This window comes from Saccharopolyspora sp. NPDC045839 (assembly GCF_056431645.1).
In genome coordinates this window covers 194,218-207,464 of record NZ_JBWKKH010000013.1, presented here as the reverse complement: position 1 = coordinate 207,464, position 13,247 = coordinate 194,218, and the positions used below count along the sequence as shown (strand labels likewise).

The window sequence follows — 13,247 nt, the reverse complement described above, 5'->3', positions numbered from 1 at the left end:
GCTGGCGCACACTCAAACGCATCACCGCCAGCCCACGCAAAATCACCACGATCGTCCGCGCCGCACTCACCCTCACCCACCACGAACACACCAAAACCCACTGAGATCACCTCATTGAAATTGCGGAAGTTGTCCACAGCCGTCGGCGTGTCGGGCCCAGACACGCCGACGGACCGCAGTTTCCATTGAAACTGCGGGCGGTCACACCAACCGGGGTCGCTCACCCGGGAAATCGCTAGACGGCGCAGCGGAGCGGGCCTCCGTTGTAGGCGATCGCGTCGGCGAACGCCGCCGCCCGGTCGAATTCCGTCTCGTCCGCTTCGGCGTAAGCGCGGTGCAGGTTCAGGACGATCCGCTCGCGGTCCGGCCAGCCCGCGAACTCGCCGAGGTCGCAGCGCCGGGCCGCCTCCAGCGGCGAGAGGCCGTCGGTGCGGGCCTGGCGGGCCGTGTCCAGCACGAACCGGTAGTAGCGGGCGTGGTCCTCCAGCACCCGCGGGAACGCCGAACCCGGCAGGACCGAGCCGTGGCCCGGCACCACCTTCGCCGCGCCGAACCCCGCCAGCCAGTCCAGCGCCTTCAGCGCGCCCTCCACCGAACCCATGAACACCAGCGGCGTGACGCCGTGGAAGATCAGGTCGCCGGTGAACAGCACCCCGGCGTCCGGCACCCACGCCACCACGTCGCCGGGTGTGTGCGCGGTGTACCCGGGGTGGTGCAGCTCGACCCGCCGGTCGCCGCTCTGCAGGACCAGCGAATCCTGCAGCAGCACCGTCGGCGCGCGGCACTCGGTGATGCCCCAGTCCGGCACGGGATCCCACACCGGCGGCGGCTCCGCGAGGATCGTCTCCGCCAGGATGCCCGTCCGGGTCGCCGGGTGTCCGATGAGGACGGTCGAGTCGGGCAGCAGCGCGTTGCCGTGCGTGTGGTCGCCGTGCAGGTGGGTGTTCACCGCGAACCGGATCGGCGCGTCGTCGCTCGCGGCGCGCACCGCGTCCAGGAACCGGTGGGTGCGCTGCGCGGTCGCGCAGGTGTCGATCAGCACGACGCCGTCGTCGCCGAGCACCGCCCCGGCGTTGTTGATCCACCACGAACCATCCGGTTGGACCCACGCGTGAACCCCGGGGCCGACCTCGGACAGCGTCGCTCGTTCGGGATGGGCGTTGTCGATGTTCACTGCTGACCTCCGCGGATCCGGGCTCTTCCGAAGTGCGCGATCACGGGCGTCCCCCAGTGTGCCCCGCCGGGCCGCCCCGGTGGTGGACCGAACGGTCGGCGCACCGAGATCCGGGCGGTCGGTCCCCGCACGTAGGGTGGAGGCGTGGCCGATCCGTCCACCTACCGACCAGCGCCAGGCACGATCCCGGACGCCCCCGGCGTCTACCGGTTTCACGATGCCGGCGGCCGAGTGATCTACGTCGGCAAGGCGAAAAGCCTGCGCAGCAGGCTCTCGTCGTACTTCGCCGACCTCGCCGGACTGCATCCGCGGACCCGGCAGATGGTCACCACGGCCACCGGCGTGCAGTGGACCGTCGTCGGCACCGAGGTCGAGGCGCTGCAGCTGGAGTACTCCTGGATCAAGGAGTACGACCCGAAGTTCAACGTCCGCTACCGCGACGACAAGTCGTACCCGGTGCTGGCGGTGACCCTGCACGAGGAGTTCCCGCGCCTGCACGTCTACCGCGGCCCGCGCCGCAAGGGCGTGCGGTACTTCGGCCCGTACGCGCACGCGTGGGCGATCCGCGAGACCCTCGACCTGCTGCTGCGGGTGTTCCCCGCGCGCACCTGCTCCGGCGGGGTGTTCAAGCGGCACTCGCAGATCGGCCGCCCCTGCCTGCTCGGCTACATCGGCAAGTGCTCGGCGCCCTGCGTGGGCCGGGTCGACGCCGACGAGCACCGGGACATCGTCGAGGACTTCTGCGACTTCCTGGCCGGGCACACCGACCAGCTGATGCGCAAGCTCGACAAGGAGATGCAGGCCGCCTCCGCGGAGCTGGAGTTCGAGCGCGCCGCCCGGCTGCGCGACGACCTGGAGGCCCTGCGGCGGGCGATGGAGAAGCAGGCCGTGGTGCTCGGCGACGGCACCGACGCCGACGTGGTGGCCTTCGCCGAGGACGAGCTCGCCGCCGCCGTGCAGGTCTTCCACATCCGCGGCGGCCGGGTGCGCGGCCAGCGCGGTTGGGTCATCGACAAGGTCGAGCAAACCGAGACCGCCGCCCTCACCTCGCAGTTCCTCACCCAGTTCTACGGCGAGCAGGCGTCGCTGGCCGACCAGGCCGACGCCGGCGGCAGCCCGGTGCCGCGCGAGGTGCTGGTGCCGCAGCTGCCCGACGACGCGGAGGCGATCGCCGGCTGGCTCGGCGAGCTGCGCGGCAGCCGGGTCAGCCTCCGGGTGCCGCAGCGCGGCGACAAGCGGGCGCTGATGGAAACCGTCGAGCGCAACGCCAAGGAGTCGTTCCAGCAGTACAAGCTGCGCCGCGCCGGCGACCTGACGGCGCGGTCGGCGGCGTTGCAGGAGCTCCAGGAAGCGCTGGCGCTGGACACCGCCCCACTGCGCATCGAGTGCATCGACGTCAGCCACGTGCAGGGCACCGACGTGGTGGCGTCGCTGGTGGTGTTCGAGGACGGCGTGCCGCGCAAGTCCGAGTACCGCCGCTTCGAGGTCCGGGAGGGCGCCGAGGGCGGCGACGTCGGCTCCATCGACGAGGTCGTGCGCCGCCGCTTCCACCGCTACCTCAGCGAGACGGCGAAGTCCGACATCCCGCCGGAGCAGACCGGCTCGGGGCCCGTCGGCGCGGCGATCGACCCCGACACCGGCCGCCCGCGCAAGTTCGCCTACCCACCGAACCTGCTGGTGATCGACGGCGGTGCGCCGCAGGCCAACGCGGCCGCGGACGCGCTGACCGAAATGGGCATCACCGACGTCGCGGTGATCGGGCTGGCCAAGCGGCTGGAGGAGATCTGGCTGCCGGCCGACCCGGACCCGGTGATCCTGCCGCGCACCAGCGAGGCGCTCTACCTGCTGCAACGGGTCCGCGACGAGGCGCACCGCTTCGCCATCGGCTACCACCGCGCGAAGCGCGGCAAGCGCATGACAAGCTCCACATTGGACGCGATTCCGGGCCTGGGCGAAACCCGCCGCGCGGCGTTGCTCAAGCACTTCGGCTCGGTGCGCAAGCTGCGCCAGGCCGGGGTGGACGAGATCGCCACGGTGCCCGGGATCGGCCGCCGCACCGCCGAGACCGTGCACTCGGCGCTCGCGGCCGAAGGGGGAACCGGGCCGAGCCCGGTGCCGGACGACCGGGCGGGGCCCGGCGCCGACAACGCTGAAGGGGAGAGCAGTGACTGACGAGCAGTCGGGCATCGAGGTCGCCGTGGTCAGCGGCCTGTCCGGGGCGGGGCGCAGCACCGCGGCCAAGTGCCTGGAAGACCTGGGCTGGTTCGTGGTGGACAACCTGCCACCGGAGCTGATCGCCACGATGGTGGAGCTGGGGGCGCGCTCCAGCGGCGCGGTCACCCGCGTCGCGGTGGTGATGGACGTGCGCAGCCGCGCGTTCACCGAGGACCTGGGCGCGGTCATCAAGGACCTCGACGCCCGCGGCTACAAGCCGAAGGTCCTGTTCCTGGAGGCCACCGACGAGGTGCTGATCCGCCGCTTCGAGCAGGTGCGGCGCGGCCACCCGCTGCAGGGGGAGGGGCGGCTGGCCGACGGGATCGCCGCGGAGCGGTCGCTGCTGTCGAGGCTGCGCTCCGAGGCCGACCTGGTGCTGGACACCACCAGCCTGTCCGTGCACCAGCTGCGGTCCAAGATCGAGGACGCGTTCGGCACCGAGGCGAGCACCCGCACCCGGCTGACCGTGCTGTCCTTCGGCTACAAGTACGGCCTGCCGATGGACGCCGACCTGGTGATGGACTGCCGCTTCCTGCCGAATCCGTTCTGGATCCCGGAGCTGCGCGAGTTCAACGGCCTCGACGAGGAGGTTCGCAACTACGTGCTCGGCCAGGAGGGCGCGGAGGAGTTCCTGCAGAGCTACCAGCAGCTGCTGCGGCTGGTCGGGGCCGGCTACCACCGCGAGGGCAAGCGGTACCTGACGCTGGCGCTGGGCTGCACCGGCGGCAAGCACCGCAGCGTCGCGCTCGCCGAGGAGCTGGCCCGCCGCCTCGCCGAGGACGACGGGATGATGGTCAAGACGGTGCACCGGGACCTGGGGCGCGAGTGAGCGCCCAGCTGCGCGCGGTCGCGCTCGGCGGCGGCCACGGCCTGCAGGCGACGCTGTCCGCTCTGCGCCAGATCACCACCGACGTGACGGCGGTGGTGACGGTGGCCGACGACGGCGGGTCGTCCGGGCGGCTGCGTCGCGAGCTGGGCATGCTGCCGCCGGGCGACCTGCGCAAGGCGCTCGCCGCGCTCGCCGACTCCGACGCCGACGGCCAGCTGTGGGCGACGGTGTTCGAGCACCGCTTCGGCGGCAGCGGGGCCCTCGCCGGCCACGCCGTCGGCAACCTGCTGCTCGCCGGGCTGCTCGAGGTGCTGGGCGACCCGGTCGAGGTCCTCGACCACGCCTGCCGGCTGCTCGGCGTGCAGGGCCGGGTCCTGCCGATGTCGACGGTGCCGCTGGACATGGCCGCCGACGTCGTCGGACTCGACTCCGATCCCGACGCGATTCGCACGATCCGGGGACAGGTCGCCATCGCCAGTACGCCCGGACGAGTGAAACAAGTGCGTTTGCACGCGAATGGTGTCGAAGAACCGGCAGCCTGCCCGCAAGCGGTGGAGGCCGTGCTGGGCGCCGATCTGGTGCTGCTCGGACCCGGCTCGTGGTTCACCAGCGTGCTGCCACACCTGCTGGTCCCGGAGCTGCACGAGGCATTGGTGAGCACTACCGCGCGCCGCGTGGTGGTGCTCAACCTCGTCCCGCAGCCGGGTGAGACAGCGGGCTTCTCACCCGAACAGCACCTGGACGTACTCTCGCAGCACGCACCGCGGCTGCGGGTCGACGCCGTGTTGGCCGATGCCGACTCGGTGCCTACCCCTGATCGGCTTCGAGCTGCGGCCGCCGGTCTGGGTGCGCAGACTTTGCTGGACAAGATCGCCGCGCCGGCCGTGCCGGGACGGCACGACCCGGAGGCGCTGGCGGCCAGCCTGCGGGCCGCATTGGAGAGGAGGACGGACCGGTGGCGATGACCGCGGCGGTCAAGGACGAGTTGAGCCGGTTGTCGGTGACGAAGACGTGCTGCCGACGGGCTGAGGTGTCCTCGTTGCTGCGCTTCGCCGGCGGGCTGCACATCGTCGCCGGCCGGGTGGTGATCGAGGCCGAGCTGGACAGCGGCTCCACGGCGCGCCGGCTCCGCAAGGAGATCCACGAACTGTTCGGGCACCAGTCCGACGTGCACATGATCACCTCCGGCGGGCTGCGCAAGGGCACCCGGTACGTGGTGCGGGTGGTCAAGGACGGCGAGGGCCTCGCCCGGCAGACCGGGCTGCTCGACCCGCGCGGCCGCCCCGTGCGCGGCCTGCCCGCGCACGTCGTCTCCGGCGGCGCCTGCGATTCGGAAGCCGCGTGGCGCGGCGCCTTCCTGGCGCACGGCTCGCTGACCGAGCCGGGGCGGTCGTCGTCGATGGAGGTCACCTGCCCGGGCCCGGAGGCGGCGCTGGCGCTGGTCGGTGCCGCGCGGCGGATCGGCGTGGCGGCGAAGTCGCGCGAGGTGCGCGGCGCGGACCGGGTGGTGGTGCGCGACGGCGACGCCATCGGCGCGCTGCTGACCAGGCTCGGCGCGCACTCCAGCGTGCTCGCGTGGGAAGAGCGCCGGATGCGCCGCGAGGTGCGGGCGACGGCCAACCGGCTGGCGAACTTCGACGACGCCAACCTGCGCCGCTCGGCGCGCGCCGCGGTCGCCGCGGCCGCCCGGGTGGAGCGCGCGCTGGAGCTGCTGGGCCCGACGGCCCCGGATCACCTGACGGTGGCGGGCCGGCTGCGGCTGGCGCACCGGCAGGCATCGCTGGAGGAGCTCGGCCAGCTGGCGGACCCGCCGATGACCAAGGACGCGGTGGCCGGCCGGATCCGCCGGCTGCTGGCGATGGCCGACAAGCGAGCCCGCGAACTGGGCGTCCCGGACACCGAATCCGCGGTGACCGCCGAGATGCTGGAAGCCGACGCCTGACCGGTCGACCGCAGTTTCTTTGAGGTTTTCCAGCCTCGTTTTGCGTGGCGGTGCGGGTGGCGGAACCTCAGAGGCTTCCTGGTCTGTGGGTGCCCCTCCTGATGTATGTCCAATACACGGCGGAGGGGCCGTCCTCGCCAGGAACCCTCTGAGAACCCGCGGCGGTGCGAGTGTCGTAGGTGGGCTATGCGCCTGCGGCGCATGCGACACCCCATCGACGTACGGCTTTGCGACCCGCGACTGCGGACCGACCAGGATGAAAAAGGCTCAATTGAAACCGCGGTCCCGTCGGCCGGTAAATCACCATTTCAATTGGAACTGTGAAAAACCGGCACGGCGCCGAACCGGTGCAGAGATGCCGATCACGGGCCGCGATCGCCGTCGTCGCCCCGATCGCCCCGCTCCGCGGCGCGTTGACCTGCGCTGATGCGCGTGTGGTCGCGGTTGGTCGCGGGCCGGGTGCGGCTGGTGGGAGACATCGCATTTCCGGAGCGTGAGCCCGCTCGCCCGCCCGCGTGCGAAGGCCCCGGTGGCAGATAGGGTGATGCCGAGACCATCAACCTCACCCGCCGCGTCGCCGGCCGGGTCAGTCACGAGGAGAGATCGGCGTGACCGTTCGCGTAGGTATCAACGGCTTCGGTCGGATCGGGCGGAACTTCTGGCGGGCCGCGACCGCCAGTGATCACGACATCGAGATCGTGGCCGCCAACGACCTGGGCGATGTCGCGACCATGGCCCACCTGCTCAAGTACGACAGCATCCTCGGCCGCCTCGACCAGGAGGTGAAGGTCACCGGTGAGGGCATCGAGGTGGGCGGCAAGCTCATCAAGATCCTCGCCGAGCGCGACCCGGGCAAGCTGCCGTGGGGCGACCTGGGCGTCGACGTCGTCGTGGAGTCCACCGGCTTCTTCACCAAGGCCGCGGACGCCCGCAAGCACGTCGACGAGGGCGGTGCGAAGAAGGTCATCATCTCCGCCCCGGCCAAGGGCGAAGACCTGACCGTGGTGCTGGGCGTCAACGACGACAAGTACGACGGCTCGCAGACCATCATCTCCAACGCCTCCTGCACCACCAACTGCCTGGCCCCGATGGTCAAGGTGCTCGACGACGCCTTCGGCATCGAGCAGGGCCTGATGACCACCATCCACGCCTACACGCAGGACCAGAACCTGCAGGACGCCCCGCACAGCGACCTGCGCCGCGCCCGCGCCGCCGCGGTCAACGTGGTGCCGACCAGCACCGGTGCGGCCAAGGCGATCGGCCTGGTGCTGCCGGAGCTCAACGGCAAGCTGGACGGCTACGCGCTGCGCGTGCCGGTGCCGACCGGCTCGGTCACCGACCTCACCGCCACCGTCCGCAAGGACGCCACGGTCGAGTCGGTCAACGAGGCGTTCAAGGCCGCGGCCGCCGAGGGCAAGCTCAAGGGCATCCTCAAGTACAACGAGGACCCGATCGTCTCCGCCGACATCGTCACCGACCCGCACTCGACGATCTACGACTCGCCGCTGACCAAGGTCATCGGCAACCAGGTCAAGATCGTCGGCTGGTACGACAACGAGTGGGGCTACTCCAACCGCCTCGCCGACCTCGTCGACCTGGTCGGCAAGAAGCTGGCCTGACCTGATTCCCGGAGACCCGCATGAGCCGCTGGAACACCTCGGCTCGTGCGGGTCTTCCCGTAGTGGGGGTGCCGGCCGGGCTCGGGGCCGTGCGTGTTCTGTGCTGCTAAGGCGACACGAAAGACGCACGGCCCCACCGGATGCCGGCACCATCCCCTGATGCGAGGAGCAGACGTGAAGAACCTCGACGATCTGCTGTCCGAGGGCGTTCGGGGTCGGCGTGTTCTGGTGCGTGCCGACCTCAACGTGCCGCTGGACGGCGAGAAGATCACCGACGACGGCCGGGTGCGCGCCTCCCTGCCGACCATCCGGAAGCTGACCGGCGCCGGCGCCCAGGTGGTGCTCACCGCGCACCTCGGCCGCCCCAAGGGCGAGCCGGACCCGAAGTTCTCCCTGGCCCCGGTCGCGCGGCGTCTCGGCGAGCTGCTCGGCGCGGACGTCCCGCTGGCCGGTGACCTGGTCGGCGACTCGGCGAAGTCCACGGTGGCGGGCCTGGCCGACGGGTCGGTCGCGCTGCTGGAGAACGTCCGCTTCGACGCCCGCGAGACCAGCAAGGACGACGCCGAGCGCGGCGCGCTGGCCGACGAGCTGGCGGCGCTGGTCGGCCCGGACGCCGCCTTCGTCTCCGACGGTTTCGGCGTGGTGCACCGCAAGCAGGCGTCGGTCTACGACGTCGCCAAGCGGCTGCCCGCCTACGCCGGCGGCCTGGTGCTCGCCGAGGTCGAGGTGCTGCGCACCCTGACCGGCGACCCGAAGCACCCCTACGTCGTGGTGCTCGGCGGCTCGAAGGTCTCCGACAAGCTCGGCGTCATCAAGGCCCTGCTGCCCAAGGTCGACAAGCTGCTCATCGGCGGCGGCATGGCGTACACGTTCCTGGCCGCCCAGGGCCACAACGTCGGCAACTCGCTGCTGCAGGAGGACCAGATCTCCTCCACCGAGCAGCTGCTCGCCGAGCACGGCGACAAGCTGGTGCTGCCCGTGGACGTGGTGGTCGCCGACCGTTTCGCCGCGGACGCGGAGAAGCAGGTCGTGGCCGCCGACGCGATCCCGGCCGACTGGATGGGGCTGGACATCGGGCCGCGCAGCGCCGAGCAGTTCGCCGGGATCCTCCGCGAGGCCGGCACGGTGTTCTGGAACGGCCCGGCCGGCGTGTTCGAGTTCCCGGCGTTCGCCGACGGCACCCGCGGCGTCGCGCAGGCCATCGTCGACTCCGATTCGTTCAGCGTGGTCGGCGGCGGCGACTCGGCCGCCGCGGTGCGGACCCTCGGACTGCCCGAGGACGGCTTCTCGCACATCTCCACCGGCGGCGGCGCGTCGCTGGAATACCTCGAAGGCAAGGACCTGCCCGGTGTGGCCGTCCTGGAAGGTGAGCGCTGAACATGGCCAGGCAGCCACTGATCGCCGGCAACTGGAAGATGAACCTGAACCACCTGGAGGCGATCGCCCTGGTGCAGAAGGTCGCCTTCGCGTTGCCGGAGAAGTACTTCGCGAAGGTGGAGGTGGCGATGCTGCCGCCGTTCACCGACATCCGCAGCGTGCAGACCCTGATCGACGGCGACAAGCTGCTGCTCAAGCACGGCGCGCAGGACATCTCCGAGCACGAGTCCGGGGCCTACACCGGTGACGTGTCCGGGCCGATGCTGGCCAAGCTCGGGTGCAGCTACGTGGTGGTCGGCCACTCGGAGCGCCGCGAGTACCACGCGGAGACCGACGAGCTGGTGAACAAGAAGGTCCGCGCCACCCTCAAGCACGGCATGTCGCCGATCCTGTGCGTCGGCGAGCAGCTCGACGTGCGCGAGTCCGGCGGCCACGTCGAGCACTGCACGACGCAGCTGATCAACGCGCTCAAGGGCCTCAAGGCCGAGCAGGTGCGCCAGGTCGTGGTGGCCTACGAGCCGGTGTGGGCGATCGGCACCGGCAAGGTCGCCACCGCCGCGGACGCGCAGGAGGTCTGCGGGGCGCTGCGGGCGGCGCTGGAGGAGAAGTACGGCAAGGAGATCGCCGACGAGGTGCGGGTGCTCTACGGCGGCTCGGTGAAGTCGAGCAACATCGGCGACCTGATCGGCCAGTCGGACGTGGACGGCGCCCTGGTCGGCGGCGCGAGCCTCAACGGCGACGAGTTCGCCAAGCTCTCCGCCATGGCCGCGGGCGGCCCCATCCCGTGATGCGGTTCCGGCCCGTTCGCCTCTCCCGGTGAGGTGAACGGGCCGTTCGCGCCGACCCGTCCGGCACCCCTGGGGTGCACCGGGTGGAGCAGTGTGAGACCGTCCTCGCGGCAAACGGGTGGACGGTGGTCAACTCGCTGTTGGTGGCCCGGTACGCTTGGTCGCGGACCGCTGTGCGAACGAGGACGTGATGACTCTTTTCCTGCAGATCGTGTTGATCGTGACGAGTGTGCTGCTGGTGCTGCTGGTGCTGCTGCACCGGGCCAAGGGCGGCGGTCTGTCCTCGCTGTTCGGCGGCGGTATGCAGTCCAACCTGGCCGGTTCCAGTGTGGCGGAGAAGAACCTCGACCGGATGACGTTGTTCGTCATGGCGCTGTGGGTCATCTCCATCATCGGTGTCGGCCTGTTGATCAAGATCGGTTGATCGACCGGGCACCCAGCCGGTCGACGACCCCGGGCCGCTTGGTGGGTGAAGACGGATGACTGGTGGCAACGCCATTCGCGGCACGCGTGTGGGCTCGGGCCCCACGGTAGGCGAGTCGGAGCGGGGGGAAGCCGCGCCGCGCAAGCGGGTCGACTACTGGTGCGCGAACGCGCACCACAGCCGGCCGTCGTTTGCGATGGACGCCGAGGTGCCGGAGGAATGGGACTGCCCGCGCTGCGGTTTGCCGGCGGGCTTGGACCAGGAGAATCCGCCCGAGGCGCGGCGGAACGAGCCGTACAAGAGCCACCTCGCGTACGTCAAGGAGCGGCGCAGCGATGCCGACGGGATGGCCATCCTGGAGGAAGCGCTGACCAAGCTCCGCGAGCGCAAGGGCCGCTGAGATCAACGAACCGGGCCGGGTGGGCGACAGCTCACCCGGCCCGGTTCGTTTCTCGCGCGTGCTCGCTCCGGTAAGAACCTGCTTCAGCGCTCACGACGGCTCGACGTCGATCTCGTTGACCGCGGCGAGCATGTGCCGCAGCACCCGCATGGTCGTCGCCACCTCGGCATCGGTCAGGTCGCCGCCGACGAGCCCCATCGTTGTGTGCTCTTCCGCCTGCACCGCGCGGATGGCGGTGCGGCCGGCTTCGGTGAGCGCCACCAGCGACGAGCGGCGGTGCGCGGGATTCGGCTTCAGCGCGACGAATCCGGCCGCCTGCGCGTCGTTGACCATGCGCTGCACGAACTGCCTGCTGAGTTCCAGGGTCCGGGCGATCTGGGGGACCGGCTCGGCGGTGCCGGCTATTTCCAGCCGTTCGAGCACCGCGCGCACGCCGACGGACAACCCGTTGCTGGGGCTTTGCTGCTCGACGAGGCGTGCGACGCGGCGGTAGAGCGGTCCGAGGACGGCGTAGACCTCGGCCAGTCGCGGTCCGAGCTCGGTGGGCGGCAGCGGGGAATCGGAGTTGTCAACCACGGTGTCATTATGACACCTTGGTTGCCATGAACACTATCGAGTCAGTACGAGTTCCGGTCCCGGACGGCGAGCTGTACGCCGAGGTGGTGGGTTCCGGGCCGCCGCTGGTGCTGCTGCACGCCGGTTACCTGGGCGTGGGGATGTGGGACGAGCAGCTCGAACTCGCCGCCGACCACCGGCTGATCCGCTACGACGCCCGCTCCCACGGGCGCTCCAGCACCGCGATGGCCGACGTCCGGGCCGAGGAAGACCTGCTGGCGCTGCTGGACCACTTCGAGGTCGGCACCGCGTCGCTGATGGGCAACTCGATGGGCGGCGCCACCGCCCTGACCTTCGCGTTGCAGCACCCGGAGCGGGTGGACCGCATCGTGCTGTTCGGCCCGGGCATCCCGCCGGTCGACTTCCTCGACCCGTTCATCCAGGATGGGCACCGCGAGCAGGAGGCCGCCAGGCAGGCGATGGACATCGACCGGTACGTCGAGGCGTTCCTGCGCATCGGGGTCGACGGCCCGCACCGCCGGCCGGACGAGGTGGACCAGCAGATCCGGTCGCGCTGCCGGGACATGGCGATGACGACCGTGGGCAACCACCACACCGCGACCGGGCGGCTGCTGGAGCGCGACGTCGCGAGCAGGCTGGCGGAGATCACCGCGCCGACCTTGCTGGTCGTCGGCGAGCTGGAGGCGGTCGACCTGCACCGGATGGCGCGGGACGCGGCGGAGCGGATGCCGAACGCCGAACTGGTCGAGATGGCCGGCGTCGGGCACATGGCCAGCATGGAGAACCCGCAGGAGGTCAACGAGTTGATCCGCCGCCACCTGGGCGGATAGGAATTCGCGGACACGATTCGTCGAGCGCGTCGATTCCCGGGGAGCCCGTTCGATGCGTAGGTGAACGGCCGGCCGCCACCGGCGAGGAGCGGTTCCTGATGCGATTCCTGATGGTGGTCAAGGCCAACGCCGACAGCGAAGAACCGGGTGGACCTGCTGGCCGCCGAGCGGGCGCTGCTCCTCCATCGCGCCCGTTCCTGCGGCTGATGTCCAGTTTCAATTGAGCCTTTTTCATCCTGGTCGGCCCGCAGCCGCGGATCGCAAAGCTGCATGTCGATGGGTGTCGCATGCGCCGCAGGCGCATAGCCCACCTACGACACCGGCACCGCCGCGGGTTCTCAGCGTTCGCCTGGCGAGGACGGCCCAGCCGCCGTGTATTGGCATACATAAGGCTGGGCACCCACAGTCCAGGCGGGCGCTGTAACTCCCGCAGGGGGGCCGCTACCCGCACCGCCACGCAAAACGAGGTTGGAAAGACCTCATTGAAACTGGGCGGCCGGTGTGGCGTTGGTCGCGGTGTTGGGCCGCGCCCGGCTACCGGTGGGTACGCTCGCCGTCCACGACAGCGGCGATCCGGGAGGACTCATGGCTCAGGCGACGGCTGATCTCGCGGACCGGGAAGGCCCGGAGGTGCGCAGCTGCGACGTGCAGTTCCGCAACCTCGGCGGGCGCGAGGCGTTCGAAGGCCGGATCCGCACGGTCACGTGCTTCCAGGACAACGCCCTGCTCAAGAAGGTCCTCTCCGAGCCCGGCGACGGCCAGGTGCTGGTCATCGACGGCCGCGGCTCGCTGCACACCGCGCTGATCGGCGACCTGATCGCCGAGATCGGCCGCTCGAACGGCTGGAGCGGGGTCGTCATCAACGGCGCGGTGCGCGACTCGGCGGTGCTGGCCGGGATGGACTTCGGCGTCAAGGCGCTGGGCACCAACCCGCGCAAGAGCACCAAGACCGGCGAGGGAACCGTCGACGATGTCATCGAGCTCGGCGGCATCCGGTTCGTGCCCGGCGAGTACGTGGTGTCCGACCAGGACGGCATCGTGGTGATCACCGAGCCGTAGTTTCACCGGCGGCCG

Annotated in this window: 13 protein-coding genes; 11 read left to right on the top strand and 2 right to left on the bottom strand. The window is 70.7% G+C overall.

The features are described from left to right. Positions 1 to 235 precede the first annotated feature (235 nt). The gene (locus AC07EQ_RS20580) at positions 236 to 1,174 is read right to left on the bottom strand and encodes an MBL fold metallo-hydrolase (RefSeq protein WP_478389520.1); all 939 of its coding nucleotides are present in this window, start codon (positions 1,172 to 1,174) and stop codon (positions 236 to 238) included. 144 nt (positions 1,175 to 1,318) lie between these two features. Here AC07EQ_RS20580 and uvrC point away from each other — a divergent pair, with 144 nt between their 5' ends. From uvrC to AC07EQ_RS20535, 9 genes are all read left to right on the top strand, one after another. Beyond that, complete coding sequence (uvrC, locus tag AC07EQ_RS20575) at positions 1,319 to 3,346, top strand: excinuclease ABC subunit UvrC (protein WP_478389519.1); 2,028 nt, start codon at positions 1,319 to 1,321, stop codon at positions 3,344 to 3,346. Further along, on the top strand, positions 3,339 to 4,217 hold the full coding sequence (gene rapZ / locus AC07EQ_RS20570) for an RNase adapter RapZ (protein WP_478389518.1): 879 nt from the start codon (positions 3,339 to 3,341) through the stop codon (positions 4,215 to 4,217). The genes uvrC and rapZ overlap by 8 nt, the downstream gene beginning before the upstream one ends. After that, a complete protein-coding gene (locus AC07EQ_RS20565; RefSeq protein ID WP_478389517.1) occupies positions 4,214 to 5,182 on the top strand; it encodes a gluconeogenesis factor YvcK family protein in 969 nt (322 codons plus the stop codon). The genes rapZ and AC07EQ_RS20565 overlap by 4 nt, the downstream gene beginning before the upstream one ends. After that, positions 5,173 to 6,159, top strand: a complete 987-nt coding sequence (whiA, locus tag AC07EQ_RS20560; RefSeq protein ID WP_093260428.1) for a DNA-binding protein WhiA — start codon at positions 5,173 to 5,175, stop codon at positions 6,157 to 6,159. Before AC07EQ_RS20565 ends, whiA begins: the two co-directional genes overlap by 10 nt. Before the next feature lie 608 nt (positions 6,160 to 6,767). Beyond that, a complete protein-coding gene (gene gap / locus AC07EQ_RS20555) occupies positions 6,768 to 7,778 on the top strand; it encodes a type I glyceraldehyde-3-phosphate dehydrogenase (RefSeq protein WP_478389516.1) in 1,011 nt (336 codons plus the stop codon). Positions 7,779 to 7,952: 174 nt separating this feature from the next. Further along, positions 7,953 to 9,155, top strand: coding sequence for a phosphoglycerate kinase (locus tag AC07EQ_RS20550; RefSeq protein WP_478389525.1), 1,203 nt, complete (start codon positions 7,953 to 7,955; stop codon positions 9,153 to 9,155). A gap of 2 nt (positions 9,156 to 9,157) precedes the next feature. Then, a complete protein-coding gene (tpiA, locus tag AC07EQ_RS20545) occupies positions 9,158 to 9,943 on the top strand; it encodes a triose-phosphate isomerase (protein WP_478389515.1) in 786 nt (261 codons plus the stop codon). Between the two features lie 190 nt (positions 9,944 to 10,133). Further along, complete coding sequence (secG, locus tag AC07EQ_RS20540; RefSeq protein WP_358594632.1) at positions 10,134 to 10,367, top strand: preprotein translocase subunit SecG; 234 nt, start codon at positions 10,134 to 10,136, stop codon at positions 10,365 to 10,367. A 55-nt stretch (positions 10,368 to 10,422) separates the two neighbouring features. Next, on the top strand, positions 10,423 to 10,767 hold the full coding sequence (locus AC07EQ_RS20535; protein WP_132491580.1) for an RNA polymerase-binding protein RbpA: 345 nt from the start codon (positions 10,423 to 10,425) through the stop codon (positions 10,765 to 10,767). Positions 10,768 to 10,857: 90 nt separating this feature from the next. Here AC07EQ_RS20535 and AC07EQ_RS20530 read toward each other — a convergent pair whose 3' ends face one another. Continuing rightward, a complete protein-coding gene (locus AC07EQ_RS20530; protein ID WP_478389514.1) occupies positions 10,858 to 11,343 on the bottom strand; it encodes a MarR family winged helix-turn-helix transcriptional regulator in 486 nt (161 codons plus the stop codon). Between the two features lie 26 nt (positions 11,344 to 11,369). Here AC07EQ_RS20530 and AC07EQ_RS20525 point away from each other — a divergent pair, with 26 nt between their 5' ends. Both AC07EQ_RS20525 and rraA read left to right on the top strand, forming a co-directional pair. Continuing rightward, positions 11,370 to 12,173, top strand: coding sequence for an alpha/beta fold hydrolase (locus tag AC07EQ_RS20525; protein ID WP_478389513.1), 804 nt, complete (start codon positions 11,370 to 11,372; stop codon positions 12,171 to 12,173). 585 nt (positions 12,174 to 12,758) lie between these two features. Further along, positions 12,759 to 13,232: a ribonuclease E activity regulator RraA gene (rraA, locus tag AC07EQ_RS20520; RefSeq protein WP_478389512.1), complete on the top strand. Its 474-nt coding sequence runs from the start codon at positions 12,759 to 12,761 to the stop codon at positions 13,230 to 13,232. Positions 13,233 to 13,247 lie beyond the last annotated feature (15 nt).

Bases quoted from the DNA above. Each gene is read 5' to 3' on its own strand.
- rraA (WP_478389512.1), top strand. From the start codon at position 12,759: ATGGCTCAGGCGACGGCTGATCTCGCGGACCGGGAAGGCCCGGAGGTG.
- AC07EQ_RS20525 (WP_478389513.1), top strand. From the start codon at position 11,370: ATGAACACTATCGAGTCAGTACGAGTTCCGGTCCCGGACGGCGAGCTG.
- tpiA (WP_478389515.1), top strand. From the start codon at position 9,158: ATGGCCAGGCAGCCACTGATCGCCGGCAACTGGAAGATGAACCTGAAC.
- secG (WP_358594632.1), top strand. From the start codon at position 10,134: ATGACTCTTTTCCTGCAGATCGTGTTGATCGTGACGAGTGTGCTGCTG.
- AC07EQ_RS20535 (WP_132491580.1), top strand. From the start codon at position 10,423: ATGACTGGTGGCAACGCCATTCGCGGCACGCGTGTGGGCTCGGGCCCC.